The following is a 26927-nucleotide window of genomic DNA, read 5'->3' on the forward strand; positions in this document are numbered from 1 at the left end:
CCGATGGACGCCATCACCTTCCGCAACGGCCCGGTCGCCATGGCGGGCAACCTCCACCTGCCCGTCGACTTCGACCCCCGGGGCAGCTACCCAGCGGTCGTCACCGTCCACCCCGGCGGCGGCGTGAAGGAGCAGACCGCCGGCCTGTACGCGAGCAAGCTGGCCGAGCAGGGCTTCGTCGCGCTCGCCCACGACGCCTCGCACCAGGGCGAGAGCGGCGGCGAGCCGCGCTTCCTTGAGGACCCGGCCGCCCGGGTCGAGGACGTCCGCGCCGCGGTCGACCACCTCCAGACGCTCGACTACGTCGACCCCGAACGCATCGGCGTCCTCGGCATCTGCGCGGGCGGCGGCTACGCGGTCAACGCCGCCATGACCGACCACCGCGTCAAGGCCGTGACCACCGTCAGCGCCGTCAACATCGGCAGCGCCTACCGCAGGGGCTGGTACGGCTCCGAGCCCGACTCCGCCGGGCTGCCCACCCTGGCGGCCGCGGCCGCGCAGCGCACGGCCGAGGCGCGGGGCGCCGACGCGGCGTACATCCCGTACGTCCCGGTGGAACCGGACGAGAACACCCCGCGCGACCTGGTCGAGGCGCACGACTACTACCTGACGCCGCGCGCCCGGCACCCCCACGCGCGCAACCGGAAGCTCTTCGCCAAGAGCGTCGCGAAGATCTACGCCTTCGACGCCTTCCACCTGGTGGGCGAGTTGCTGACGCGGCCGGTGCTGATGGTGGCGGGCAGCGAGGCCGGTTCGCTGTGGCACACCACGGAACTCCACGCCGCGCTCCGCGGTCCCAAGAGGCTGGTCCTGGTCGAGGGCGGCGCGCACATGGACTTCTACGACGTCCCCAAGTACGTCGAGCGCACGGTGTCCGAGGCGGTCCCGTTCTTCACCGAGCACCTCCCGAAGGCCCCCGCGACCCCTGCCGGCCAGGGCTGAGGTCCAGGTCTCAGCGCACCAGCAACAGCCCGCACCCGTAAGCCCGACCGTGCCCGATGCCCCGCGTCAGGACCCCCACGAACGTCTCCGGGTCCGTCACCGTCAGCTTGCCCCTGATCTCCGCGCGCGCGATGCGCAACCCCTTGTGCGGAGCGGGACTTGAGACCCGGGGAAGCATCCGGACCCCCAAGTGGTCGGGGTCGGCGTCCGCGCCCAGGCGGGTGAGGCCGTCGAAGGCCACGGGCGGCTCGCCGACGGGCTGGAGGCGGCGGGCGAACCAGGACTTCACGTGGTCGGGGCGGGTGTGCGCGACGATCTTGCCGCGCTTGTCGGGCCCCTGCGGAACGCTGCGCACCGGATTGACGACCGTACGGAAGTCGACCGTTTCGCCGACGCCGAACGTGCGGTCCAGGGTCAGCGTCCGCGTCTCCTCCGCCACGGCGCCGCGCGGCAGCCGACTCCAGTCCCCCGGGAGCTGGGACTGCACGACGAGGGAGAGCCGCGCCTCGCGGAGGTTCAGGCTCCAGGCCGAGAGGACGCCCATCTGGGACCGGGCGTCGCGGCTGCCGTCGTCGACCCAGCCCCTGAAGCCGCTCATCACCGTCCGGTGCATGTCCTGCGCGTCGATCAGCGACTTGGCGACGAAGGGGTCCTTGGCGTTCAGCGTCAGCAGGGTGTGCGTGGCGACGAACCTGGCGGACGCCGCGCGGGGCTCGTTCACAGGATGATGTTCCAATCGCCGGCGTTCGGTTCGATGGTGACGCGCCCGCGGGTCTCCCAGCGCGCCGTGTGTGCGGGCCCCGCGGCGTGGAAGTGGACCGGCTGGTCCCTGACCGGGGCGGTGCCGGGCAGCGGCCGCGGACTCTCGATCCACGCCCACGGACGCTCGTCCCCCGGGCGCGGCGGCGCTTCGGACGGCGAGGGCAGCAGCGGCGCGCTCCTGAAGACCCCTTCGAGCGTGCCGAACCGTACGTCCAGCGCGATCTGGCCCGACGGCGGGCACGCCTTGCGGCCCAGCCACAGCAGGCGCCGGGGGTGCTCCAGGGCGTGGCCGATCCGGTCGAGCAGCCTCCTGTCGGTGCTTTCGAGGCCCACGAGGAACGCCGCGTCGGCGAGGTACCAGCGCTCGGTGGTCAGCGCGTTGCGGCGCACCTGCCCCGAGACGAGGGCGCCCGACCGGGGGTCGCTCGCGATGTACTTCGGCGCCCCGTACCAGTCCGCGACCTCCACGTCGCCGAACGTGTCGCCCTCCCCGGCCTCCAGCAGTGCGGCGGCAGCGGCGGCACGGCGGTGGTCGGTGGCGATGTCGCGCGGGCGCAGCGGATACCGGCCCGCGCCGACCGTGTGGTAGTCGCTCACCGGTTTGCCCGGGTGGTCGGCGCGGACGCCGAAGAGCAGCGGGGCCAGCTCGGCGAGGGGGTCGGGGCCGCCCCGGTGCGTCGGCTCCCTGGGCAGCCCGAGCGCCGCCGCGCACATGCCGATCACCCCGGACTTGGTGGGCCTGCTGTGCGTGTCGCGCCGCCAGAAGCGGCTGGCGACGCCCCAGGACTGAAGGGGCGCGGCGAGCCTGAGGAGCAGGACGTGGCTCACGGCGTGAGTCCCTCGATCCTCACGACCGCCGTCACGTCGGCGTACTCCCGTTCCTTCAGCACGGCGTCGATCCGCGGGTCGTAGGTCAGCACCCGGGTGGCGGTGAGGTCGTCGCGGCGGGCGCTGACGAAGGCGTGGTGGTCGAGCAGTCTGCGTACGGCGGCGGGCCCCGCGGGCCCCTCGGCCCCCGCCTCGTCGACGGGGAGCTGGAAGGCGGCGGCGTAGTTGTAGGGCCGTGCGCCTTCGAAGGCGAGGACGAGCGCGGGGAGCGATCCGGTGGAGGCCGTGGAGTTCTTCTTGGCCTCGGGGAACGCCTCGACGAAGGCGTTGACGAACTCCTTCTCGGCGGCGACGGCGGTGTCCGCCGCCCGGTCCCCGTCCATCCCCGCGGCGCGCAGGTTGTTGTACAGCTGCACGCGGTCCAGGACGGCGTGGCGGTAGAACGTGCCGGAGATCAGCGACTGGTAGCCGGTCATGCCCGCCCCCGCGTCGTCGGCGGAGTCCAGGAAGTCGAGCGCGTTGCGCTTGCGGATGAGCTTGGCGTCGTCGGCGGCGGCGTAGAAGTCGTCGACCTGCTCGGCCTCGTGGACGGTGAAGGCGTGACTGCTCTGCACGGCGCCGTCGACGTTGGGCGAGTCGGCGATCTCGGCGAGGAACCGGCCGTAGAGCGCGATGTCGACGGCGTCGCGCGGGGCGATGGCGAGGAGGACTGCGTCGCGGTGCGGTTTGGGGAGGGGCGTCGAGGCCGTCCCGGGCTCCTCGGCCTCCTCGTCGGCACCGGCCTTCCGCTTCCCCTTCTTCGCGGCCTTCGCCTGGGCGCCGAGGTACTCGTCCCGCCAGCGCAGCAGTTCGTCGGCGTGCTCGGCGATGTGGGCGGCGATGCGGGTGCCGGTGTCGGCGGGGGCGAAGAGCAGCACCTTGGTGAGGTTGGCGACGGTCTTCTTGGCCGGGTCGCCGAACTTGAGCCCGGTGGCCTCGATGACGGCACGGGCCGTGGCGACGGCCTCGCCCGTCTCCCAACCGTGCTCGCTCTCCAGGGACTTGGCGGTGATCAGCGCCCACTCGCGGGTACGGATGCCGGTGCTGGAGTCCTTGAGGGCGCCGACGCCCGCGTTGGCGCGGTCGCGGGCGTGGACGCGTTCGGCCCGGCGCCGGGCCTGGCTCGTGATCATGTGGCGTTCGACGCCGCCGTAGACGAGGCTCTTCGGCGAGCCGTTCTCGTCGCGCACGGGCAGCACGGCGACGAGGGTCTCCAGCAGGTGCAGGGAGAGGAACTGGCTTCGGGAGGCGGCCTCGGTCACGTGCTCGGGTCCTTCCGCGTGTTCGGCTTGTGCGGTCCGCCCCGGCTCTGCGTACGCGGACGGTGGAAATCGACGGACCACCCGTAGGCGATGCGCGCCTTGCGGTCGTTCCACCGCGTGAGGTCGTCGGCGAGCTGGACCCAGGAGGGCGGCGGCTGCTCACAGGCGCGCAGCCGGGTGACGGTGTGCTGGAGGTGGCGCCAGGGGACGCGGCGGCTGGCGACGACGCGGGCGAGCAGGCGCTGCGCCCCGGGGTTGTCGGGCCCGCGCCCGACACCGTCCCCGATCCAGCGGGCGGCCTCCCCGAGGCTGCCCCTGCCGTAGGAGGGAACGGCCCTGCCCTGGTGGTAGACGCCGAAGAGGAAGGCGACCCGCTCGAAGACCTCACGCTGGTCGGGCTCGGCGGGCGCGAACCATCCGGCGCGGATGTGGGTGTCGGTGGGCTTGGTGCGGCGGAGTTCGGCGAGCTTGCCGTACTCGCGGTTGCGCACGAGCGAGCCGAGCCAGGCGGCGAGCTGCTCGCTGCCGCGCTGGTCGGGTACGGGGGTGGTCCGGTTCATTCCGTGTGGGTTTCCCCTCGGAGTTCGGCGGGGGCTTCGGGGTGGTCCATGTCGTCGCGGAAGCGCTGGTCGGCTCGGGCGCGGGCGTGCAGGCCCCTCTCGTCGCGCGGCAGCGAGTCGAGCCGGTTCCTGAGGAAGTCCTCGGCCAGGGCACGCAGTTGGTCGGCGTACCCGATCAGCAGGTACGGCACGTGGTCGCCGCGAACCGTCTCGTCGAGCAGCACCTTGAAGGGTTCCTCCGCGGCCGGCCAGAATTCGCGCCGGGCGTCGAAGCGGGCCCGCTGGGCCGGAGCGTCCGAGGGTTTCGGATTCGGATAGACGATCTTCCAGGCCACGTACGCGGCACGCTCCAGGGACCGGGCCACGTACTCGGCGACGTCCGAGCCGCGCCGAGACGCCCGGCACAGCGCCGTCCCCTGGCTCGGCGCGTAGGGGAAGGCCCCCTCGGTCCAGGAGGTCACCAGCGTCTTGTTGGCCAGGAGCCCAACGGCCCACAGCACACACGGCGGACCGTCCCCGTCTTCGGGGAAGCGAAGGTGCCTCAGCCGCCCGAAGAGCCCCGTCCGCTCGTCCCGTGCCGCGCTGTAGAGCGCGTGCGCGTCACGCCACAGGGCGCGGGTCGGAGACGGCCACAGCGGCTTGACGTGGCCGTTCGTCATCTTCGCGGGTACGGCGTCCTCAAGGTCACGCGCGGGATCGAGTTCGAGGAGCTCACCGGCACCGATGAGCACCCGGTCGACCATGACGGGCTTCCCCGGCTCGACGGGGGCCGGGCGCAGCAGCACCGAGCGGCCCAGGTAGCTGTGCAGGTCGGCGGGGCCGGAGGTGGAGCGCCCCGGCGGCTTCTCCTTGAACCCCCGGCGGGTGAAGTCGCCTGTCGTCCAGGACTGGTTGAACCGGCCGCCTTCCCCCTTCGCCGCCGGATAGAGGTTGAGTCGGAGCGTGTCGGCGACAGTGCCGCCCTGGACGACGACACGGACACGCCCTTGGAGTCGCCCCGCGCCGAGGTTCGTGAGCTTGGGCCCCAGGGTCTTGCCGGACAGGCGGGCGCGGCCCGCGATGCCGTAGACGTGCTGGGTCAGCATCGCCCGGAAGGCATCGGCGGCGGGCAGCGGTTCCGCGTGCTCAAGGTGGTGGTGGTCGAAGAACTGGCTGTAGTCACCGCTGCGTTCGATGACCAGCTGGGCCGGACCCGTACCGTACTCCTCCATGAGGGGCGCCAGGAGAACGTTCTGCGCCAGCGGCGTCTTCTCCTGGAAGAGGTCCCAGTGGTCGTCCGACTGCCGGGCCAGCCACTCCGCCGCTTCGCCGAGCGGATGCTTCCCGGTGACCCAGGCACGCCACTCGTCGCTGGACGAGGGTGACACCTCGGCGGCGAAGCAGATCGCGAGCAGGTACTCCACGAGGGCGACGCCCTCACCCGGCGTCGCGCAGGAGATGAAGCTCAGCTCTTCGGCGCGGCGGAGGACTTCCAGCAGCGGAAGCTCCCTCGGCTCCCCGCCCAGCGAGACGGTGGGCACACAGGGCTGGCTCCTGGGGTCCCACGAGGGACGCGCCTCAAGCGGCGCACGGGCTTCGGGCAACGTTCGACTACCGCTCTCGCGATGACCATGCGATTGACCCAAGGGACGCTAGCAGTAACGGAGTTGGAGCGCCGTGACTTTGCGCATCGCCCACCCGCCCGGGGAGAATTCACCGCGACCTGCGCCTCATCAGGATCGTCAGCGTCGCTCGGGCGTCCCGGCGGCGGTCCGGGGTTCGGGCGAGGACCGAGGTCAGGGCTACGGCGGCCAGGAGGCCGGTGTACGTGACAGCACCGGCGGCGGTCAGCACGGCGGCGTCTTGAGCGAGCGTGGACAGTACGAGCACGATGGTCCTCCCGGTGTCGCGCCCTGGGCCTCCAGCCCCGGGTCGCACCGTCACTTTCGCGCGGCCGACCCTGGTGCATCGAGGGGCGTTCGGCCGGTGACTCCGCTTGCGGTGCAGGTCAGAGGGCCAAGGTGAACATTCGGTGTCATGGAGGAACGTGTCTGCGTTGCAGGGTGCACCAGATCATCGGGCGGCGCGCAGGGCGTTCGGGGCCATGCTCTCGAAGCTCAGGGACGCGGCGTTGGAATCCGGGGTCGCCTTCTCCGCGTGTGCCCGAGCGGCGGGCGTGAACCTCAGCACCGCACGGCTCTGGTGCCGGGGCGAGAGCGCGCCCGGCCGGCAGAACACCGAGGCCGTGGAACGGCTGGTCACGCGCCTCCGGCAGGCGGCCGGGGAGCCGCCCGTGTTCGACGACCACTGGCGGCGGGCGCTCGAAGCCGCGCGGCAAGAAGGAGAAGCGCGCCGCGGTGCCCCTCAAGGACGTGTTCGCCCCCTCCCCGAGGCCGAGGAGCCAGAGCCCCGGGACATCGCCCGGCAAGAGTGGGAGCGGCTGCGCGCGTCCGCCCTGGGGCGCACCCTCCTCGGTCTGTTCGGTGCCGCTCGCGCCGGGCTGCGCCTCCAGGACCTGGCCGAGGCGGCCGGTGTCGGGCTTCCGGTCGTCGAAGAGGCGCTGTCGGGTGCTCTCGGGAGCCTCCTCGTACCGGATGTCGGCAGTGACGGCGCGTACCGCCCGTGCGACGGCGTACCGCTGGACAGAGATGACGAGCACGTCGAACTCCTCCACGCCTGGGCCGACTCCTGGCAGGCTCGCGGCTGGCCCGAAGGCACACCGCTCTACCTGCTGTCGCGCTATCCCGAACTGCTGCGCGGCGATGTGCGACTGGCGCGCGTCGTGCTCGACCCTCGTCGCCTCCTGCGGCTCGCCTCGGAAGGGCGGCTCGATGAAGCACTGGCCCAGCTCGGGCTCGTGCCGGAGCGTCGCGGCGACCTCGGCACTACAGCGCGGCTTGCCGTTTCTCGCGCGCTGATCGCCCAGCGCGCCCGTCCGGTGCCCCGACACCTTCCCCGGTTGCTCGCACTCGCGGGGGACCACGCTCGGGCGCGGGCCCTCGCCCGGGTGTCGCCGCAGGCTGCGGCGCGGGCCGTACGGCTGGCCGATGTGGCCCAGGTGCTGCGTCGGGCGAAGGATCCCCTGGCCGAGGACGTCGCGCGGGAGGCCGCACAGTGGGCCGAGCGCGCCACGGCCGATGCGTCGCCCCTCGCCGAGCGCAACGCGCGTTCGGAAGAACTGGGGGAATCCGGGGCCGGTCTCCTCGCGGCTGGGCTGCACGAAGCGGGGGACGCGGTGCTGCGCGCAGTCGCGGCGTGTGAGGCCGTCGGCTGGACGGCCCGGATCCGCGCCGCCAAGAAGGTTTCCGGAGAGGGTCCAGAGGTCGAGGGCCTGCTGCCGCGTGCCGCCGCGCGCGCGGCGGAACTGAGCGAAGGCGACTTCGCATCGAAGGCCGAAGCCCTGGAGATCTGGGCCGAGTTGGTGGCGGCGCACGGTCGGGCCGGCCGCTTGGCGCGTGGTCGTGTGGAGGAGTTCTGCGCGGGCCTGGACCCCGGTGCCGATGTCTCCCACATCGACCTTCTGGCGCTGGGTGCCGGCGCGTTGATGCGGGTCAGGCCCGGCAGGGCACGCCGTCTGGCAGCGCGGGCACGGGACGCGTTGCTCGCCGTGCTCGAAGAACCCGGTCGGCGCTCCCCGTCCGACCGGGCCCGCCTGCGGCTCGAACTGTCCGAAACCCTGGCGCGCGTCGTCGCGGTGTGTCCTGGCAGCGCACGGGAATTGCTCAAGGCCGTCCCCGAGGAGCTGGCAACGGACGTGCTCGGCGACGACGTACGGGCTCAGGCCCGAGCCGGGGCTGCGGCAGGGCAGGACGTGACGGCGTCATCAGCGGCCGAGGCGGCCGACACGGCCGAATTCCAGAAGGTCTCGGCGGCCCTGCGCAGCGCCCCCGACCGGGGACGGCAACTGCTCTCCGTGGCCCTCGCCCGCTGGGAGGGCCACGCCCCCGTCGCCGGGTTGCGGGAGTGGGGGCTGTCCCTGGCCTGGGCACTCGCCGCTACGGGGCACACCCCGCAGGCCGCCCGGCTCGCGGGCCGCTCCCGTGAACCCGCGGAACTGGCGGGCGCGTTGGCCGTCGTGTCCCTGGGATGCGCGATCGGCGGCCGTCGCGACGAAGCCCGGGAGCAGGTTCGAAAGGCGCTGGCCAACGGGCGCCCGGCCGCCGACGTACACGGACTGATCGCGCAGGCGTTCGCGTGCGCGGGTGTCACCGGGGAGGCCGCCGCTCGGGCGCGCACGGCGAGCCGCGGAGCCCGGTCGGCCGTGGCCACGGGGCTCGTCGCCCACGCCCCCGCGGCCGCCGCTCCACTCGTCGCCGCGCGCCTCGCCGAGATCGGGACGGCGCCGCCTTCCCCGTATGTGCGAGAGCGCTCGTTTCCCGAGGTCGTCGAGCTGTTGCTCGCCGTGCCCGACGTGCGAAAGCCGTGCGGGGACCTCCGCGCCTCACTACGGGACTGGGCCTGTAGGAGGGCTCCCCTGCGGAACAGCGACCCGCAGGCCGTACTGCTCCACGCCCTGCTCGGCGCGAGCGGCCGCTACCCCGAAGTGCCCGCACTCGACGGGTGGCTGGTCGACTGGGAGCAGTACATGGCGGGCGGCCGAATCGGCTCCGGATCACCGCCCGTCCCCGAATGGACCGTCCTCCAGGCCTTCCGGGGCGACCTGCCCGCCGCGCGTGCGACCGCGCTCCGGGCGCGCGACCCCGGTGCCCGTGCCGCCGCGCTCGGCGCCCTCGCCGCGTACCTCGGGCGGGTGCCCGTCGTCGTACCGGCCGTCGACGGGTGGCTGCCGCAGCCCCGCCCCCTGCTGCGGTACCTCGCGCTCGCCGACGCGCTCGGCGGTGACGCGACCCGGGACGAGGGCGAGGCACGGCGGATCCTGGGGGAACTGCTCCGCGGTGAGCACTGGGCGCACGCGCTCCCGCTGCTGCCCCGGCTGGCCCCCGAGGCCGTACCGCTCCTCGGGGAACTCGCCCTCGTGCACACCGGCCCCCGTTAGGGGGTGTCGTCCGACTCCAGGTCGCCTTCCGTCTCCAGGTACACCTTGCGCAGCTCTTCGAGCACCGTCGGGTCCGGCTTGGCCCACATGCCGCGGGACTCCGCCTCCAGCAGGCGCTCCGCGATGCCGTGCAGGGCCCAGGGGTTGGCCTCCTGGAGGAAGGCGCGGTTCTCCGGGTCCAGGACGTACGCCTGGGTGAGCTTGTCGTACATCCAGTCGGCGACGACGCCCGTCGTCGCGTCGTAGCCGAAGAGGTAGTCGACCGTCGCGGCCAGTTCGAAGGCGCCCTTGTAGCCGTGGCGGCGCATCGCCTCGATCCACTTCGGGTTGACCACGCGCGCGCGGAAGACCCGGGAGGTCTCCTCCACCAGGGTGCGGGTGCGGACCGTCTCGGGGCGGGTCGAGTCGCCGATGTACGCCTCGGGGGCCTTGCCGCGCAGGGCGCGGACCGCGGCGACCATGCCGCCGTGGTACTGGAAGTAGTCGTCGGAGTCCGCGATGTCGTGCTCGCGCGTGTCGGTGTTCTTCGCCGCGACCGCGATGCGCTTGTACGCGGTCTCCATCTCGTCGCGCGCCGGGCGGCCGTCCAGTTCGCGGCCGTAGGCGTAGCCGCCCCAGACGGTGTAGACCTCGGCGAGGTCCGCGTCGGTGCGCCAGTCGCGGGAGTCGATGAGCTGGAGCAGGCCCGCGCCGTACGTCCCCGGGCGGGAGCCGAAGATGCGGGTGGTGGCGCGGCGCTCGTCGCCGTGGGCGGCGAGGTCGGCCTGGGTGTGGGCGCGCACGTGGTTGTGCTCGGCGGGCTCGTCCAGGGCGGCCGCGAGCCGCACCGCGTCGTCCAGAAGGCCGATGACGTGCGGGAACGCGTCGCGGAAGAAGCCCGAGATGCGCAGCGTCACGTCGATGCGGGGGCGGCCCAGCTCCTCGTACGGGATGGCTTCGAGGCCCGTCACGCGGCGCGAGGCGTCGTCCCAGACGGGGCGGACGCCGAGCAGCGCGAGGGCTTCGGCGACGTCGTCGCCCGCGGTGCGCATCGCGCTGGTGCCCCAGAGGGAGAGGCCCACGGACGTGGGGTACTCGCCGTTGTCGGTGCGGTAGCGGTCGACGAGGGAGTCCGCGAGGGCCTGGCCGGTCTCCCACGCGAGGCGGGAGGGGACGGCCTTGGGGTCGACGGAGTAGAAGTTGCGGCCGGTCGGCAGGACGTTGACCAGGCCGCGCAGCGGGGAGCCCGAGGGGCCCGCCGGGACGAAGCCGCCGTTCAACGCCTTGACGGCGTGGTCCAGTTCGGCGGTGGTGGCGCTCAGGCGCGGGACGACCTCGCGCGCCGCGAAGTCCAGGACGGCGACCGCGGGGTGGTCCGCGGCGCCCAGCTGGGTGGCGACCACGTCGGCGACGGCCTCGGGGGCCCAGTCGGCCTCCTCCATCGCCTCGACCAGCGCGCGGGCCTGCTCCTCGGCCTCGTCGGCCGTGGTGCGGGTGGCCGCGGACTCGTCCAGGCCGAGCGCCTCGCGCAGGCCGGGCAGGGACTGCTGGCCGCCCCAGATCTGGCGGGCGCGCAGGATCGCCAGGACCAGGTTGACCCGGTCGGTGCCGGCCGGGGCCGTACCGAGGACGTGCAGGCCGTCGCGGATCTGGGCGTCCTTGATCTCGCAGAGCCAGCCGTCGACGTGGAGCAGGAAGTCGTCGAAGCCGTCGTCGTCGGGGCGCTGCTCCAGGCCGAGGTCGTGGTCGAGCTTGGCGGCCTGGATGAGGGTCCAGATCTGGGCGCGGATCGCCGGGAGCTTCGCCGGGTCCATGGAGCTGATCTGGGCGTACTCGTCCAGGAGCTGTTCCAGGCGGGCGATGTCGCCGTAGGAGTCGGCGCGGGCCATCGGCGGCACGAGGTGGTCGATGAGCGTGGCGTGCACGCGGCGCTTGGCCTGGGTGCCCTCGCCCGGGTCGTTGACCAGGAAGGGGTAGATCAGCGGGAGGTCGCCGAGCGCGGCGTCGGGGCCGCAGGCGGCGGACAGGCCGGCGTTCTTGCCGGGCAGCCACTCCAGGTTGCCGTGCTTGCCGAGGTGGACCATCGCGTCGGCGCCGAAGCCGCCGTCGGCGGCGGGGGCCGCGATCCAGCGGTAGGCGGCGAGGTAGTGGTGCGACGGCGGCAGGTCCGGGTCGTGGTAGATCGCGATCGGGTTCTCGCCGAAGCCGCGCGGCGGCTGGATGAGGATGAGGAGGTTGCCGCGGCGCAGGGCCGCGAGCACGATGTCGCCCTCGGGGTTGCGGGAGCGGTCCAGGAACATCTCGCCGGGGGCCGGGCCCCAGTGCCGCTCGACGGACTCGCGCAGCTCCTGCGGGAGCGTGGCGTACCAGCGGCGGTAGTCGGCGGCCGGGATGCGGACCGGGTTGGCGGCGAGCTGCTCCTCGGTGAGCCAGTCCTGGTCGTGGCCGCCCGCGTCGATGAGCGCGCGGATCAGCTCGTCGCCGTCGCCGGAGACCAGGCCGGGGACCTCCGCGAGGCCGCCGGGGCCGAAGTCGTGGCCCTCGGCGTGCAGTCGGCGCAGCAGCGCGACGGCGGAGGCCGGGGTGTCCAGGCCGACGGCGTTGCCGATGCGGGAGTGCTTGGTGGGGTACGCGGAGAGGACGAGCGCGAGGCGCTTCTCGGCGGCCGGGATGTGCTTCAGGCGGGCGTGGCGCACCGCGATCCCGGCGACGCGCGCGGCGCGCTCGGCGTCGGCGACGTACGCGGGCAGGCCGTCCTCGTCGATCTCCTTGAAGGAGAACGGGACGGTGATGAGGCGGCCGTCGAACTCGGGCACCGCGATCTGGCTGGCCGCGTCGAGCGGCGAGACGCCCTCGTCGTTCTCCTCCCAGGCGCTGCGCGACCCGGTGAGGCACAGGGCCTGGAGGATGGGGACGTCGAGGGAGGTGAGCGCGCCCGCGTCCCAGGACTCGTCGTCGCCGCCGGCCGAAGCGGCGGCGGGCTTGGTGCCGCCCGCGGCGAGGACGGTGGTGACGATCGCGTCGGCGGCGCGCAGCTCGTCGATCAGCTCGGGCTCGGGGGCGCGCAGCGAGGCGACGTACAGCGGCAGCGGGCGGGCCCCGGCGTCCTCGACCGCGCCGCACAGGGCGTCCACGAAGCCGGTGTTGCCGCTCATGTGGTGGGCGCGGTAGTAGAGCACGGCGACGGTGGGGGCGCCGTCGGGCACCTCGCGGGCCGTGCGCTCCAGGGGACCCCAGGACGGGGCGGGCGCGGGTGCCTCGAAGCCGTGGCCGGTGAGGAGCACGGTGTCGGAGAGGAACCTGGCGAGCTGTTCGAGGTTGTCGGGACCGCCGTGCGCGAGGTAGGCGTGCGCCTCGGCGGCGATGCCGACGGGCACCGTGGAGGCGGCCATGAGCTGGGCGTCGGGCGCCTGCTCGCCGGTGAGGACGACGACCGGCAGGCCGGAGGCGGTGAGCTGGTCCAGGCCCTCCTGCCAGGCGCGGACGCCGCCGAGGAGCCGTACGACCACGAGGTCGGCGCCTTCGGTGAGGGCGGGGAGTTCGGCGAGGTCGAGGCGGGCCGGATTGGCGAACCGGTATGCGACGGGGCCGCCCGCCGCGCGGGCGCTGAGCAGGTCGGTGTCGGAGGTCGACAGCAGCAGGAGCATGCGAGCGCAGGCCTTCCTCGGGGTGTCCGCGCCCCGGGTGGTCGTAGGACGGCGGGAGTTCCTGACTCGCCCGGCCGGAACCGGGCTCACAGTGGCGGGACCGCGCCGGACTCTCACCGGGCTTCCTCCCCAGGTCCTGGTGGACCTACGCCGTCGCTGGCGTCGGCGGGCCTGGCGGACCGCCGTCTGCATAGTAAGTCCTGGCCACGAAGGTGTGTACGGCCGCCCGCGAGGGTGGCCGGTCTCGGGGGGCACGGGGGGCGAGGGGCGTGGGTATGCTCGCCGCCATGCCGCCCACCCCAGCAACCTCCGCGAACCAGGGCGAACCACCCGTACGCGAGCGGGGCGACGCCTGCCCCGGCGCTCTGCGCCTGCACCCGGCCGACGACGGCGGTCTCGCCCGACTGCGACTGCCCGGCGGTCTTTTGACGTCCCGTCAGGTCGAGGCGCTGGCCGCGGCGGCGCAGCGGCTCGGGGACGGTCACATCGGTGTCACCTCGCGCGGCAACGTCGAGCTGCGCGGCCTCGGCGAGGGCTGCGGGGCCGGGCTGGCCGAACTGCTCGACGGGGCGGGGCTGCTGCCGTCGCGGACGCACGAGCGGGTGCGGAACGTGGTGGCGTCGCCGCTGGCGGGGCTCGACGAAGTGGGGGCGGGTGCGCCGAGGTTGTGGGTGCGCGAGCTGGACGCGCTGCTGTGCGGCGCCGCCTGGGCGGCCGGTCTTTCGGGGCGGTTCCTGTTCGCCCTGGACGACGGGCGCGGCGACGTCGCGGGGCTGGGCGCGGATGTGACGTTGATCGCAGAGGGAGCAGGGGGAGCACGGGGAGCAGAGGGAGCGGAGGGGACGGCGGCCGCCTCCGCCGTCGTACGCCTCCCCGGGCACCGCGGGGTGCGGGTCGCCGCGGCCGACGCGCCGCGCGCCGCGCTCGCGGCCGCGCGGGCCTTCCTGGACGTCGCGGGCAGCGGCGCCTGGCGGGTGCGGGAACTGCCCGACGGGGTCCGGGTGGACGTCGCGGGCGCGCTGGCGCGGGCCGGTGTCCCCGGGCGGGCCGTGCCCGACGTCCCCGCGGTACGGAGCGGGGGCCCGGCGCCCGGCCTCGTGCGCGCCCCCGAAGGGACCGCCGCGCTCTGCGTCCTCGCGCCGCTCGGGCGCCTGACCGCCGACCAGTGGCGCGCGCTGCTGCCCGCGCCCGCCGACGAGGTGCGCGTCACCCCGTGGCGCGGCTTCGTCGTGCCCGGGTTCGCCGACGCGGACGCGGCCCGCACGCGACTGCGCGCACTGGCCGACGCCGGGTTCGTCACCGCCCCCGACCACCCGCTCCTCGGCGTCAGCGCCTGCACGGGCCGCCCCGGCTGCGCCAAGTCCCTCGCGGACGTGCGCGCCGACGTGGTGCCGGCCGCGGGCGCGCTGCCCGTCCACTGGTCGGGCTGCGCGCGCCGCTGCGGCCGTCCGCACGGCGACCGGGTGGACGTCCTGGCCGTCGGTGACGGCCGCTACGAGGTGACGGTCCGCACCGGGGACGGGGACGCGGCCGTGCCCGTGCCGTTGGGCGCGAGCCTCACGGAGACCGTCGCCACGGCACGTACGGCCATCGATACACGTACCGCAGAGATATCAACCCTCACGAGATGAGCGAGAGCACAGTGTTCGACTACGAGAAGGACGGCGCGGCGATCTACCGCGAGTCCTTTGCCACCATCCGCGCGGAGGCGGACCTCGGGGCGCTGCCCGCCGACGTCAGCCAGGTCGCTGTCCGGATGATCCACGCCTGCGGCATGGTCGACCTGGTGCGCGACCTCGCCTTCAGCCCCCGCGTGGTGGCCGACGCCCGCGCCGCGCTGCGCGCCGGGGCGCCGATCCTGTGCGACGCCAACATGGTGGCGAGCGGGGTGACCCGCAAGCGGCTGCCCGCCGACAACGAGGTGGTCTGCACCCTCGCCGACCCGTCCGTGCCGGACCTGGCGAAGGAGCTGGGCACCACCCGCTCCGCCGCCGCGCTGGAGCTGTGGCGCGACCGGCTCGAAGGCTCGGTCGTCGCGATCGGCAACGCGCCGACCGCGCTCTTCCGCCTCCTGGAGATGCTGGAGGAGGGCGCGGGCCGCCCGGCGGCCGTGCTCGGCATCCCGGTCGGCTTCGTCGGCGCCGCCGAGTCGAAGGACGCGCTGGCCGAGCACGTCTCGGGCGTGGAGCACCTGGTCGTACGGGGACGGCGGGGCGGCAGCGCGATGGCCGCGGCCGCGATCAACGCGATTGCGAGCGAAATCGAATGAGCACGGACACGGAACAGAGCGCGGGCAAGCTGTACGGGGTCGGGCTCGGCCCCGGCGACCCGTCGCTGATGACCCTGCGGGCCGTCGCGGCTATCGCCGCCGCCGACGTGGTGGCGTACCACTCGGCGCGCCACGGCCGTTCCATCGCGCGCTCGATCGCCGCCGCGCACATCCGCGCCGACCACGTCGAGGAGCAGCTGGTCTACCCGGTCACGACCGAGTCGACCGACCACCCCGGCGGCTACCGGGGCGCGATCGACGACTTCTACGAGGAGGCGGCGGCCCGGCTCGCCGCGCACCTCGACGCGGGGCGGACGGTGGCGGTGCTCGCCGAGGGCGACCCGCTCTTCTACGGCTCGTACCAGCACATGCACAAGCGCCTCGCGCACCGCTACGAGACCGAGGTCGTCCCCGGTGTCACCTCGGTCAGCGCGGCGGCGGCCCGGCTCGGGGAGCCGCTGGTGGAGGCCGAGGAGGTGCTGACGATCCTGCCGGGCACGCTGCCCGAGGAGGAGCTGGCGGCGCGGCTCGCGGCGACGGACTCGGCCGTGGTGATGAAGCTGGGCCGGACGTTCTCCAAGGTGCGTGCGGCGCTGGAGGGCGCGGGGCGGCTCGACGAGGCGCGGTACGTGGAGCGCGCGACGATGCCGGGCGAGCGCACCGGGCGCCTGGCGGACGTCGACCCGGATTCCGTGCCGTACTTCTCGGTGGCGGTGCTGCCGAGCCGGATCGACGCGGAGCCGGTCGTGCGGGAGGCGGGGGAGGTCGTGGTCGTCGGCACGGGCCCGGCCGGGCCGCTGTGGCTGACGCCCGAGACGCGGGGCGCGCTGGCCGCGGCCGACGACCTGGTCGGCTACACGACGTACCTGGACCGGGTGCCGGTCCGCCCTGGGCAGTCGCGGCACGGCTCGGACAACCGCGTGGAGTCCGAGCGCGCCGAGTTCGCGCTGGACCTGGCGCGGCGCGGGCGGCGGGTCGCGGTGGTGTCGGGCGGCGACCCCGGGGTGTTCGCCATGGCGACGGCGGTGCTCGAAGTCGCCTCGCAGGAGGAGTACGCGGACGTCCCGGTGCGCGTGCTGCCGGGCGTGACCGCGGCGAACGCGGCCGCCGCGAAGGCGGGGGCGCCGCTGGGGCACGACTACGCGACGGTCTCGCTCTCGGACCGGCTCAAGCCGTGGGAGGTCATCGCGGAGCGGCTGCGGGCGGCCGCGGCGGCGGACCTGGTGCTCGCGCTCTACAACCCGGGCTCGCGCAGCCGCACCTGGCAGGTGGGCAAGGCGCGGGAACTGCTGCTGGGGCTGCGCGCGCCGGACACTCCGGTGGTGGTGGCGCGGGACGTGGGCGGCGCGCAGGAGTCGGTACGGGTGGTGCGCCTCGCGGACCTGGACCCGGCCGAGGTCGACATGCGGACGCTGCTGATCGTGGGTTCGTCCCAGACGGTCGCCGTGCGACGCGCGGGCGGCGAAGTGGCGTGGACGCCGCGGCGGTACCCGGAGGCGTAGGGCCTCCCCCGCCCCGCGCCCCTCAGGGGCGCGGGGCGGGGGAGCGCGGGCTAGGCGAAGGGCTCCGCGTCACGCATGCCGGGCAGGGCGTAGCCCTCGTCCTCGTCCCACGGCACGTCGAGGTCGTCGAGGTGGACGCGCCACCGCGCTCCGGGCAGGGCGCGGCGCAGCTCGGTCACCGAGTCCAGCACGTGGGCGACCACCGGCAGCACCCGGTCGGGGTCGAACGGCACCTTGGTGGAGCCGGCCACGATCTCGTCCGGCTCGCTGCCGCCGTCCTCGTACAGGAAGAGGCTTTCCTCGTCCGGGTACGGGAAGGACGCCGCGCGGGCGGCGACGACCCGTTCGAGGGCGGCCGCCTCGGCCGCCGTGGGCGGCACCGTCCGGCTCGCGCAGTAGTAGAGGGAGACGCTCATGGCCCGAGCGTACCGACGGCCACTGACACCCGGGTCCGGGCGGCACGTCAGAGCACGGCACCGAGTACGGCCCCGGGCACGGCCCCGGTCCTGTGACGGGCCGCGCCCATGGGTCTAGGGCCTCAGCCGGGCCGCGGCCTCCTCCGGGGTCGCCGCCGTCGGGACCCCGTCGGGGACCGGCGGGCGCGTCACCACCACCACCGGGATGCCCGCCTCCCGCGCCGCGCCCAGCTTGGGGGCCGTCGCCGCTCCCCCGCTGTCCTTGGTGACCAGCACGTCGATCCGGTGCCGCGCCAGCAGCTCGCGCTCGCCTTCCGGCGCGAACGGCCCCCGGTCCAGCAGGACCTCCATCCGCGCCGGGCACGGGCCGTCGGGCGCGTCGACCGAACGCATCAGGAACCACAGGTCGTCCAGGTCGGCGAAGGCCGCGAGGCCCATGCGGCCCGTCGTGAGGAAGACGCGGCGCCCGAGCCCCGGCAGGACCCGCGCCGCCTCCTCCAGTGAGCCGACCGGGTGCCAGTCGTCGCCCTCGACGGGGACCCACCCGGGGCGGCGCAGGGCCAGCAGGGGAACATGGGCCGTGGCGGCGGCCGCCGCCGCGTTGAACGACATCTCCCGTGCGAACGGGTGCGTCGCGTCGACGAGCGCGTCCACCCGGTGCTCGCGCAGCCAGGCGGCCAGCCCGTCGGGGCCGCCGAAGCCGCCCACGCGCACCTCCCCCGGCGGGAGGCGCGGGGCGGCGACGCGCCCGGCGAGCGAGCTGGTGACGCGCGTGCCCGGTGTGGCGTGCAGGAGTTCGGCGAGGCGGCGGCCTTCGGTCGTTCCCCCCAGGATCAGTACGTGCACGGAAGTTTCGAGGTCCCATCGTGAGTCAAACGTGAGTCAGGCCAGCGAGGCGAAAGGCGGGCGCGGTGCCCAACTCAAGCACACCGGTCTACGGCCCGGCTGGACGACCGGGTCCTGTGCGACGGCGGCGACCACGGCCGCGTACACCGCGCTGCTGAGCGGGGAGTTCCCCGACCCGGTGACGATCACGCTGCCCAAGGGGCAGACGCCCGCCTTCGCGCTCGCCGTGGAGGAGCTGGTGCCCGGGTCGTACGCGACGGCGGGCGTCGTGAAGGACGCGGGCGACGATCCCGACGTGACGCACGGGGCGCTGGTGCGGGCCACCGTGCGGGTGCTGCCGCCGGGTTCGGGGGTGGTCTTCCGGGCCGGTCCCGGGGTCGGCACCGTCACCCGCCCCGGGCTGCCGCTGGACGTCGGCGAGCCCGCGGTGAACCCCGTGCCGCGCCAGATGATGCGCGAGCACGTGGCGCGGGTCGCGGCGGCGCACGGGGGCACGGGGGACGTGGAGATCACCGTCTCCGTCGACCACGGCGAGGAGATCGCCCGCTCCACCTGGAACCCCCGGCTGGGGATCCTCGGCGGCCTCTCCATCCTCGGCACGACCGGGATCGTCGTCCCCTACTCCTGCTCGGCGTGGATCGACTCGATCAGGCGCGGGGTCGACGTCGCGCGGGCGGCCGGGCGCACGCACCTCGCGGGGTGCACGGGCTCCACCTCGGAGAGGACCGTCGTGTCCCTGTACGGGCTCCCCGAGGACGCGCTCCTGGACATGGGGGACTTCGCGGGGGCGGTACTGAAGTACGTGCGGCGGCACCCCGTGGAGCGGCTGACGGTCTGCGGGGGGTTCGCGAAGCTGTCCAAGCTGGCGGCGGGCCATCTGGACCTGCACTCCGCGCGGTCCCAGGTGGACAAGGGCTTCCTGGCGGAGCTGGCGCGCGCGGGGGGCGCGTCGCCGGAGCTGGCGGAGGCCGTGGCGGCGGCGAACACGGGGCTCGGCGCGTTGCAGCTGTGCGCGGCGGCGGGGGTTCCGCTGGGCGACCTGGTGGCGGTACGGGCGCGGGACGAGGCGCTCGCCGTGCTGCGGGGGGCGCGGGTGGCGGTGGACGTGGTGTGCATCGACCGCGCGGGTGCGGTGGTGGGGCGGAGCACGGTGGCGGGGGGCGGTGCGCTTTAGGGAGCGGTGCGTGGGGGCGCCGTTGCCCGGGTGCGGGTTCGCCTGCCGCGCCCCTAACGGGGCGCGAGCCCCGTAGGGGCGCGGGGAACTGCGCGAGCGAGCCTCCACCGACCCTCAGGTCCGCACCCACCCCCGAGCGGGCTCGCCACCCCGCCCCTCAGGGGACGGCGCCCACCCCCCTCAGCACACGTGGCGGTCGCGCTCCGCCGAGTACAGGTGGCTGTCCCTGAACTGCGAAGCCCCCAGCGTCCGGCCCACCAGGATCACCGCCGTCTTCGTGATCCCGGCCTCCTTCACCTGCCCCGCGATCTCGCCCAGCGTCCCGCGCAGCACCAGCTCGTCCGGCCGGGAGGCCATCGCGACGACCGCCGCCGGGCAGTGGGCGCCGTAGTGCGGGAGGAGTTCGTCGACGATGCGGTCGACGTACCGCGCCCCCAGGTGCAGCACCAGCAGCGCTCCCGACGCGCCGAGCGTCGCCAGGTCCTCGCCCTCGGGCATGGGCGTGGCCTGCTGGGCGATGCGCGTCAGGACGACGGTCTGGCCGACCGTGGGCACCGTCAGTTCCCGCTTCAGCGCCGCGGCCGCCGCGGCGAACGCGGGCACGCCCGGCACCACCTCGTACGGGATGTCCAGCGCGTCCAGCCGCCGCATCTGCTCGGCGACCGCGCTGAACACCGACGGGTCCCCCGAGTGCAGGCGCGCCACGTCCCTGCCCGCCTCGTGCGCCGCCGCCACCTCCGCGACGATCTCGTCGAGGGTGAGGTGCGCGGTGTCCACCAGGCGGGCGCCGTCGGGGCACTGAGCCAGCAGCTCGCGCGGCACGAGCGAGCCCGCGTACAGGCACACCCCGCACTTCGCGAGCGTCCGCGCGCCGCGCAGGGTGATCAGGTCGGCGGCGCCGGGGCCCGCCCCGATGAAGTACACGGTCATGCTCGTTCTCCAGCCTTCGTGACGGAAGTCTTCGTGACGGACCACTGGGTGACCGGCATGGCCTGGCGCCACCCGGTGAAACCGCCGACGGGCACCGCGTGCGCCACCGCGAGGCGCACCAGCTCGCCGCCCCACCTCCGGTACCAGTCGGCGAGCAGCGCCTCGGACTCCAGGGTCACGGTGTTGGCGACCAGCCGCCCGCCGACCGGCAGCGCGGCCCAGCAGGCGTCGAGCAGTCCCGGCGCGGTGAGCCCGCCGCCGATGAACACCGCGTCGGGCTCGGGCAGTTTGGCCAGGGCGTCCGGCGCGCGGCCGGTGACGACGCGCAGTCCCGGGACGCCGAGCCGGTCCGCGTTGCCCTCGATCCGCTTGGCGCGCACGGGGTCGCGTTCGACGCTGACGGCGCGGCAGGAGGGGTGGGTGCGCAGCCATTCCACGGCGATCGAGCCCGAGCCGCCGCCGACGTCCCAGAGCAGTTCGCCGGGGGCGGGTGCGAGCGCGCCGAGCGTGGCGGCGCGGACGTGGCGCTTGGTGAGCTGGCCGTCGGTCTCGTACGCGGCGTCGGGCAGGCCCGGTACGGCGCCGAGCCGCAGGGCGTCCGGGGCGCGGCGGCAGTCGACGGCGATGACGTTGAGGGGGTCGCCCGGCGGGTGCTCCCAGGCCCCGGCGGTGCCGTCCAGCAGGCGTTCGGCCGGGGCGCCCAGCTGTTCCAGGACGCGCATGCGGCTGGGGCCGTAGCCCCGGTCGGCGAGGAGCGCGGCGACCTCGCGCGGGGTTCCGGCGCCGGCGCTCAGGACGAGGACGCGGCGCCCTTCGTGGAGCGCGGCGGCGAGCCGGGCGGCGGGGCGCCCGACGAGGGTGACGGTCTCGACGGCCTCGACGGGCCAGCCGAGGCGGGCGCAGGCGTGGGCGAGCGCGGACGGGTGCGGCAGGACGCGCAGCCGGTCCGCGCCGAGTATCTCGGTGAGGGTGCGCCCGATGCCGTAGAACATCGGGTCGCCGCTGGCCAGGACGGCGATGCGGTGCCCGGCCCGCTCGTGCTCGGCGATCAGGCCGGGCACGGCGGGCCGCAGCGGGGACGGCCAGGCGACCCGCAGGCCCCGGCAGGCGTCGGGGAGCAGCGCCAGTTGGCGCGGTCCGCCGATGAGCGCGTCGGCGTCGGCGAGTGCGGTGCGCGAGGCCTCGGGGAGGCCGTCCCACCCGTCGGCGCCGATCCCGACGACGCTCACGGGCGGCGGGCTGGTGCGTTCAGTGGGGCTCACGGCCGGATACCTCGGGGTGCGGGGCGCGGGGACGGCAGCCAACTCTACTGGTCAGGACGTTGACGGCCGTCCCCGCACCCGGCGACCGGGGCGCGGGCCGCGGCGGGGCGGGACTCAGCCCACGGGCAGGACCCGCAGGGAGGGGTGGTCCTCGGTGTTGAGGTACACCTTCTCCTTCTTGCCGTCCTGCTCCAGCTCCACGATCAGCCGGTAGCGGTAGGTGCCCGGCTTGGCGGTGGGCAGGAGGGTGCCGGCCCAGTAGTAGTAGACGGGGGTCAGCGGGTCGCGCATCCGGTCGGGGGCGCCGTAGATCTTCAGCTCGGTGAAGATCTTGCGCTCCGCGACGTCCTCCTCGTCACCGACCTCCGTGTCGAGGACGACGATGCTGTTGATCTTCGGCATGGGCGGCCAGGTGCCGTCGGGGCGCCGCTCCATGTCGATGGGCCGGATGATCCAGTTGATGACCTGGCCCTGCTTGCAGACGGTTTCCAGGCTGTGCGTGCCCTGGCCCTCGCCGCCGACGCTGTTGTCCATCATGTAGATCGCGTTGGTCAGCGTCCCGGTGTGGACCGCCTTCTCCATGTCGACGAGCGTCACCACGTTCAGCTGGACGGAGTTCAGCTGGCCGGGATTCTGCTTCTCGATGACGCTGCTGCTCGTGCTGTTCGGCAACGTTCCTCCTCAGCCCGGTCTCAGCCGACCAGGGTCGACGCGACGGTGGCGGTGATGGGCTCGTCCCGCGTGCCCACCCGGAACTTGAGCTGGTACGGCAGGGAGTCGACGTCGTCCTTCTTGACGGTGCCGACCCAGTAGGCGACGTCCGTGCCCGGGTACACCTTCCGCTCGGGCTCGATGACCTCGCGGTCGACGACGATGTCGTCGATGGCGACGTAGGCCTCGCACTCCAGCGCCAGGACGTTCCACAGGATCTGGTCACCGCGCCTGACGCGGGTGCGCAGTTCCTCGGTGCCGAAGCCGGTGGAGCCCCCGGCCTTGTTGGTGTCGTACATGTAGAGGTGGCCGTGGACGTTGTTGGACGCCAGTACGCCGACGACGTCGAGCACAGCGGTGATGGAGATGGGGCGCTGCTGAGACTGGATCACCGGCCGCTGCCTGGGCTTGGTGGCCATGGGTCGTCTCCTCCTTCGGGCTCTGGGGGCGGGTCAGGACGCCTGCGGCGGGATCGGCAGGAGGCCGAGCCCCGCCTTGGTGAAGGCGTTCCGCTTGGGCTCGTTGGTGATGCGCAGCTTGGCGTCGATGGTCATGTTGACCGGCTCCCACAGCCAGGCGCTGCCCTGCGGCACCAGGCGGTGCAGCTGGATCTCCATCGTGTAGGTGAACGTGCCGGTGCGGCCGGTCGCGACGGTGGCCGACCAGTACCAGCCGTCGGTGACGATGTCGGGGGAGCCGTACTCGGCCGGGTACATGATCTTCTCGTCCACGGCCTCGCCGTAGATGTCGGTGATCACGGGGGCCGGGTAGTTGTGCGCGGCGGCCGCGTCGTCGGTGACCAGCTGGCCCGTGACGTCGATGACCTTCTGCCCGGACAGGCCGCGGGTGCGCCGGGTGGTCTTGACGCGGGAGCCCGCGAGGCGCTGGAGCTGGGTCAGGTCGGCCGCGGTGTCGACGCCGGCCACGGCCGGCTTGGCGGTGATCGCCTCCAGTTCGGCCAGGGCCTCCCGGTCCGTCTGGCGGGCGCGGTCCTCCAGATAGCCCTTGGGCACGGTGGGCGGGATGGAACCGAGGCTGTACGGCAGCCAGTTGAAGACCTGCTCGGTGGCCTGGGAGTTGTCGCTCCAGTGGGCGCCGTGGATGGCGGTGATCAGCTCACCGGTGCCCTGCCCCTCGGAGCCGTGCAGCTTCTGGTTGTCGAAGAGGTACGTGTTGCCTTCGAGGGTCTTGGACTCCAGCGCGTTGCCGACGTCCACCAGCACGATGACTGCTAACTGTTGGGCCATGGGCCCTCCCTCCTGATCGGGACGGTCGTCTTCTCGGGCGCCGGCTACAGGCGCATCAGCGCGGGCGAGTCCACGTACAGGACGCTGTTGCCGCCCTCGTACATCTGGAACTCGATGCGGTACTTGTACGGCACGCCGGGCTGGAGGTAGTCCGGCACGATGCCGGTCCAGACGTCCAGGTCGAGCTTCTCGCTCTCGGTGGTGTGGCCGTCGACGGGTGCCGCGTGGTCTCCGGGGCCGAGGAAGCTGATCTTCTTGATCTCGACCGGCGTCTGGAGGTCCACTGCCAGCGGATACCAGTTGATGACCTGTCCGGGCCGGACGACCGTGCACAGCCCGGGAGTTCCCTGCCCGGTGCTCTGGAACGGACCGTCGTCGATCAGACAGAGGTTGCCCGCTTCGAGCGAGTTGATCGACAGCGCGCCGATGACGTCGACGACGCAGGCGATGTTGATCTGGTGTTGCCCCATTCCCACTCCTTCTCCCTAACCCCGGTCCCTGACCAGGGGAACCTTTCCGACATCGGTGCGCTCGATCTCCACCGATGCCCGGTGGACGAACTTGAGCTCGAAGCGGTACCCGGCCTTCTCGATGGCCACGGGGTTCGCCTCGCCCTGGTTGAACAGCGAGAGGGCGCGCGGTACGGCTCCGAGGAAGAGCCGCTGCGCGCCGTACGGGCCGAGTGCCGTCTCCACGGCGTAGTTGAGGCCCGGTGCGTCGTCCGCGGTGGCGAGCAGCGTGATGGTGCGCGCCTCGCGGTGGTTGACGAACTGCACCTCGTGGGCGGCGTCGTCGAGGTCGACGCCGGTGGCCGCCCTGAGGTCGTCGCGGAGCGCTTCGAGGGCGCGCGCGGCGGAGTACTGGCTGTCGGCGAGGTGCAGTACGTCGCCGGTGCGGCCGGCGAACTCGAACTGCTGGGTCTTGAGCCCCGGGCCTTCGGTGCGGGGCCTGCGGACCATGCGGTCGCCGAGCTTGAGGCGCAGCAGCGGGGCCTCGTGGGAGTGCAGCCGGGTGACGACCAGTTCGCCCTCCTCGCCCTCGGCGACGGCCCGGCCGCGCTCGTCGACGATCTCCACGAGGTGCAGGCCCGGCACGGCCGCGAGCCACGGGGAGGTGGAGCGGAGCTGGAGTCCGATGGTCTCGGCCTGGGTGGCGGCGAAGTAGCTGAGGATCTCCAGGTTCGGGTAGACGGCCTTCAGCTCGGTGCGCTTCTTCTGGGAGAGGACGCCGCTGCCGTAGAGGGCGACGCGGAAGCTCTCGCGGGCCTCCTTGTTCATACTGGCGCCGAGGTCGCTGAGGATCGCTATGCCCGCGGTGATGCCCATCAGCGCCTTGGGCCCCGGGTAGGAGAACATGTGCTCCAGGACTCCGGCGGTGACGGGGCCCGCGCCGATGTAGTTGATGCCGGGGACGTTCTGGAGCACGCCGCCGACCATGGTGCCGCTGCTCCACATCTGGTAGTCGGCGAGCGTGGTGTAGAGCCACTTGGGGTCGTTGCCGACGAGGTAGGCGCCGAGCTGGTACTTCCCCATGAAGTGCCCGGCGATCTCGTAGGTGTCGCGCAGTTCGCGCAGCGGGTAGACGGTCTCCAGCGGGCGGCCGCCGCTGGTGCCGCCGCTGGCGACGATCTCGAAGCCGCCGCGCTTGAGCGGCACGACCAGGCCGGGCCGCCCGCCCATGTAGAGGTCGGCCTGGGTCTCCTTGTCGGCGAGCGGTATGCGCTCCCATTCGCGGTAGGTGGCGGGCGGTCCCGCGACGCCCGCCTCCTCCAGCCTGGCGCGCCACAGCGGGTTGAGCGTGACGGTGTTGACGAGCTGCTGGAGCCTGCGCAGCACGAGCGCGTCCTGCACCTCGTGGGGCAGTTCGCTGTACGGCGCTCCGCTCAGCCGCGCGCACTCGTGCATCTTGCTCGCGAAGGAGGGGAGTTCGGTGACGGCCTCGGGCGACTCCGGTTTGAGTTCCCACTCGGGTATGAGCCGGGCCGCCAGCTCCGCGGGGTCCTTGGGGGCCGTGTCGGTGGCGGTGCGCCTGCCGTTCTTCGTCGTCATCGTCGTCCCTTGCTGCTGAGGATTTCCTGTCCTGCCCTGCGGATTTCGCCGAGCACCATCCGGAAGTGCTCGGCGGTGATCTGGTGGTTCATCATCACGACGCGCAGTGCGGCGACCGATCCGATGTCGACCTTGGATATGAAGAAGCTCCCCCGGTGTTTGACCCGGTCCCTGATGTCGATCTGGAGGCGGTGCAGCTCCTCCTCGTCGAGGTCGGCGCCCTCGGGGTGGTGGCGGAAGCAGAGGATGTTCGCCTCGGGGCTGTGCAGGGTGCGGAAGTCCGGCTCGCCGTCGAGGATGCGGTGGGCCTCCTGGGTCAGCGCGCAGAGGTAGTCGATCTTCTTGGCGAAGAGCGCCCTGCCGTAGACGGCCCACATGGTCCACAGCGGCATGATCATCGGGCGCTTGGTGCACTCGAAGTTCTTGTCGCCGCTGTCGAGTTCGGTGAACGGGTCGGGTTCCTCGTCGAAGACGTAGCTGGCGGTCTGCCGGAACGCGCCGAGGCTGTGCGCCTTCTCCCGGTAGAAGAGGAGCGTGCACGGCGCGGGCGTGAACATCATCTTGTGGGCGTCCCAGGTGAGGGAGTCGACCTTCTCGATGCCGCGGAGCTTGTCCCGGTGGGTGTCCGACACCAGCAGGCTCGCCCCGTGCGCGCCGTCGATGTGCAGCCAGATGCCCTTCTCGCGGGTGATGTCGGCGAGTTCGTCGATCGGGTCGAAGGCGCCGACCGGGGTGGTGCCGGCCGAGGCGACGAGGCAGAAGACGTGGAGGCCGCGCCGCTCGGCCTCGGCCAGCGCGGGGCGCACCCCGGCGACGTCGATCTGCTGTGCGTCGTTGAGCGGCAGCCGCACCAGCTGCGCCTCGCCGATGCCCATCACCCCGGCGGCCCTGGCGACGCTGTAGTGGACGTCGGCGCCGACCGCGATGGCCGGGCGCGGCCGGTCCCCGAAGGCCGCGCCGCCTTCCGTCCAGTACTGCGGGAAGTCGCGGTTGCGGGCGGCGAGCATCGCGGTCAGGTTGGCCAGCGAGCCGCCGGACGTGGTCACCATGGCGAAGCTGTCGGGTTCCCAGCCGATGAACCTGTTGAGCTCGTCGGCCATGATGCGCTCGGCCACGTTGGGCAGCTGGCCCGCCTCGTAGAACGACGAGGGCTGGTTGACCACCGAGCTGACGAAGTCGACGACGCCGCCGAGCGGGACGACCCCGGAGAACTGCCGCCCCATGTAGCCGGGCGAGTGGACCTGGATGCCCGTCCTGACGTACAGGTCGATGATCGCGGCCAGCTTCTCCTCGTCGAAGGCGCCGATGGAGTCGGAGTCCTCGGACATCAGGGCACGGGCCGCGCGGGCCAGCTCCTGCGGGTGGATCAGTTCCAGGCCCCTGATCGACTGGTCGGCCAGGTGTTTCTCCAGCTTCGAGACGGCCGTTTCGGCGCTGTCCCTGAACAGCTGGGCGTCGAACGCTTCGAGCAGCAGTCCGTTGCCGGTGGCTTCGGTCAAGGGAGTCTCCTTTGAATGCGTGCGGGCAT

General features: G+C 73.4%; 23 protein-coding genes and 1 riboswitch. Of the genes, 6 read left to right on the plus strand and 17 right to left on the minus strand.

The features are described from left to right. Positions 1-3 precede the first annotated feature (3 nt). Positions 4-942: an alpha/beta hydrolase gene (locus tag ACIBNE_RS35590; RefSeq protein WP_399279157.1), complete on the plus strand. Its 939-nt coding sequence runs from the start codon at positions 4-6 to the stop codon at positions 940-942. 10 nt (positions 943-952) lie between these two features. Here the strand turns inward: ACIBNE_RS35590 and ACIBNE_RS35595 are convergent, their stop codons facing one another. From ACIBNE_RS35595 to ACIBNE_RS35620, 6 genes are all read right to left on the minus strand, one after another. Continuing rightward, on the minus strand, positions 953-1663 hold the full coding sequence (locus ACIBNE_RS35595; RefSeq protein ID WP_399279159.1) for a type I-E CRISPR-associated protein Cas6/Cse3/CasE: 711 nt from the start codon (positions 1661-1663) through the stop codon (positions 953-955). Next, the gene (cas5e, locus tag ACIBNE_RS35600) at positions 1660-2532 is read right to left on the minus strand and encodes a type I-E CRISPR-associated protein Cas5/CasD (protein ID WP_399279161.1); all 873 of its coding nucleotides are present in this window, start codon (positions 2530-2532) and stop codon (positions 1660-1662) included. Before cas5e ends, ACIBNE_RS35595 begins: the two co-directional genes overlap by 4 nt. Next, a complete protein-coding gene (locus ACIBNE_RS35605; RefSeq protein ID WP_399279163.1) occupies positions 2529-3833 on the minus strand; it encodes a type I-E CRISPR-associated protein Cas7/Cse4/CasC in 1305 nt (434 codons plus the stop codon). The genes cas5e and ACIBNE_RS35605 overlap by 4 nt, the downstream gene beginning before the upstream one ends. Further along, entirely contained in the window at positions 3830-4393 is a 564-nt protein-coding gene (casB, locus tag ACIBNE_RS35610) for a type I-E CRISPR-associated protein Cse2/CasB (protein ID WP_399279165.1), read from the minus strand. Before casB ends, ACIBNE_RS35605 begins: the two co-directional genes overlap by 4 nt. Continuing rightward, positions 4390-5913: a type I-E CRISPR-associated protein Cse1/CasA gene (locus ACIBNE_RS35615; protein WP_399279167.1), complete on the minus strand. Its 1524-nt coding sequence runs from the start codon at positions 5911-5913 to the stop codon at positions 4390-4392. Before ACIBNE_RS35615 ends, casB begins: the two co-directional genes overlap by 4 nt. A 172-nt stretch (positions 5914-6085) precedes the next feature. Then, positions 6086-6262, minus strand: coding sequence for a hypothetical protein (locus ACIBNE_RS35620; protein WP_399279169.1), 177 nt, complete (start codon positions 6260-6262; stop codon positions 6086-6088). Between the two features lie 214 nt (positions 6263-6476). On the opposite strand from ACIBNE_RS35620, the gene ACIBNE_RS35625 reads away from it, so the two are divergent. After that, entirely contained in the window at positions 6477-9368 is a 2892-nt protein-coding gene (locus ACIBNE_RS35625) for a hypothetical protein (protein ID WP_399279171.1), read from the plus strand. Here ACIBNE_RS35625 and cobN read toward each other — a convergent pair. Beyond that, a complete protein-coding gene (cobN, locus tag ACIBNE_RS35630; RefSeq protein ID WP_399279173.1) occupies positions 9365-12994 on the minus strand; it encodes a cobaltochelatase subunit CobN in 3630 nt (1209 codons plus the stop codon). The two genes, ACIBNE_RS35625 and cobN, sit on opposite strands and share 4 nt — an antisense overlap. 55 nt (positions 12995-13049) lie before the next feature. Next, a riboswitch (cobalamin riboswitch) is annotated at positions 13050-13122 on the minus strand. A 147-nt stretch (positions 13123-13269) separates the two neighbouring features. On the opposite strand from cobN, the gene ACIBNE_RS35635 reads away from it, so the two are divergent. From ACIBNE_RS35635 to ACIBNE_RS35645, 3 genes are read left to right on the plus strand one after another with little or no spacing between them, the layout of a single operon-like run. Beyond that, entirely contained in the window at positions 13270-14625 is a 1356-nt protein-coding gene (locus ACIBNE_RS35635; RefSeq protein WP_399279175.1) for a cobalamin biosynthesis protein CobG, read from the plus strand. A gap of 11 nt (positions 14626-14636) precedes the next feature. Next, positions 14637-15263, plus strand: a complete 627-nt coding sequence (locus ACIBNE_RS35640) for a precorrin-8X methylmutase (protein ID WP_399279396.1) — start codon at positions 14637-14639, stop codon at positions 15261-15263. Then, positions 15260-16765 (plus strand): precorrin-2 C(20)-methyltransferase, encoded by a 1506-nt coding sequence (locus tag ACIBNE_RS35645; protein WP_399279177.1) that lies wholly within the window; start codon positions 15260-15262, stop codon positions 16763-16765. Before ACIBNE_RS35640 ends, ACIBNE_RS35645 begins: the two co-directional genes overlap by 4 nt. Before the next feature lie 50 nt (positions 16766-16815). On the opposite strand, the gene ACIBNE_RS35650 is transcribed toward ACIBNE_RS35645, so the two are convergent. Both ACIBNE_RS35650 and ACIBNE_RS35655 read right to left on the minus strand, forming a co-directional pair. Next, complete coding sequence (locus tag ACIBNE_RS35650; RefSeq protein ID WP_399279178.1) at positions 16816-17181, minus strand: hypothetical protein; 366 nt, start codon at positions 17179-17181, stop codon at positions 16816-16818. A gap of 114 nt (positions 17182-17295) precedes the next feature. Then, positions 17296-18027 (minus strand): cobalt-precorrin-6A reductase, encoded by a 732-nt coding sequence (locus ACIBNE_RS35655; protein WP_399279180.1) that lies wholly within the window; start codon positions 18025-18027, stop codon positions 17296-17298. 31 nt (positions 18028-18058) lie between these two features. On the opposite strand from ACIBNE_RS35655, the gene ACIBNE_RS35660 reads away from it, so the two are divergent. Then, positions 18059-19201: a cobalt-precorrin-5B (C(1))-methyltransferase gene (locus ACIBNE_RS35660; RefSeq protein ID WP_399279182.1), complete on the plus strand. Its 1143-nt coding sequence runs from the start codon at positions 18059-18061 to the stop codon at positions 19199-19201. A gap of 180 nt (positions 19202-19381) precedes the next feature. Here the strand turns inward: ACIBNE_RS35660 and cobM are convergent, their stop codons facing one another. The 8 genes from cobM to ACIBNE_RS35700 form a co-directional block, all read right to left on the minus strand. Further along, positions 19382-20131, minus strand: a complete 750-nt coding sequence (gene cobM / locus ACIBNE_RS35665) for a precorrin-4 C(11)-methyltransferase (protein ID WP_399279184.1) — start codon at positions 20129-20131, stop codon at positions 19382-19384. Then, positions 20128-21393 (minus strand): precorrin-6y C5,15-methyltransferase (decarboxylating) subunit CbiE, encoded by a 1266-nt coding sequence (gene cbiE / locus ACIBNE_RS35670; RefSeq protein WP_399279186.1) that lies wholly within the window; start codon positions 21391-21393, stop codon positions 20128-20130. The genes cobM and cbiE overlap by 4 nt, the downstream gene beginning before the upstream one ends. Positions 21394-21507: 114 nt before the next feature. After that, positions 21508-22065, minus strand: coding sequence for a hypothetical protein (locus tag ACIBNE_RS35675; RefSeq protein WP_399279188.1), 558 nt, complete (start codon positions 22063-22065; stop codon positions 21508-21510). A 20-nt stretch (positions 22066-22085) separates the two neighbouring features. After that, the gene (locus ACIBNE_RS35680; RefSeq protein WP_399279190.1) at positions 22086-22523 is read right to left on the minus strand and encodes a hypothetical protein; all 438 of its coding nucleotides are present in this window, start codon (positions 22521-22523) and stop codon (positions 22086-22088) included. Positions 22524-22556: 33 nt separating this feature from the next. Further along, positions 22557-23351: a hypothetical protein gene (locus ACIBNE_RS35685; RefSeq protein ID WP_399279191.1), complete on the minus strand. Its 795-nt coding sequence runs from the start codon at positions 23349-23351 to the stop codon at positions 22557-22559. A 44-nt stretch (positions 23352-23395) separates the two neighbouring features. Then, positions 23396-23821 carry a hypothetical protein gene (locus tag ACIBNE_RS35690; protein ID WP_399279192.1) on the minus strand — a complete coding sequence of 142 codons (426 nt, stop codon included), beginning with the start codon at positions 23819-23821 and terminating at the stop codon, positions 23396-23398. Between the two features lie 15 nt (positions 23822-23836). Then, a complete protein-coding gene (locus tag ACIBNE_RS35695) occupies positions 23837-25399 on the minus strand; it encodes a hypothetical protein (protein ID WP_399279194.1) in 1563 nt (520 codons plus the stop codon). Further along, a complete protein-coding gene (locus ACIBNE_RS35700; RefSeq protein WP_399279195.1) occupies positions 25396-26898 on the minus strand; it encodes a pyridoxal phosphate-dependent decarboxylase family protein in 1503 nt (500 codons plus the stop codon). The genes ACIBNE_RS35695 and ACIBNE_RS35700 overlap by 4 nt, the downstream gene beginning before the upstream one ends. Between the last annotated feature and the right edge of the window lie 29 nt (positions 26899-26927).

Source organism: Streptomyces sp. NPDC050504, assembly GCF_044458065.1.
Classification (GTDB): domain Bacteria; phylum Actinomycetota; class Actinomycetes; order Streptomycetales; family Streptomycetaceae; genus Streptomyces.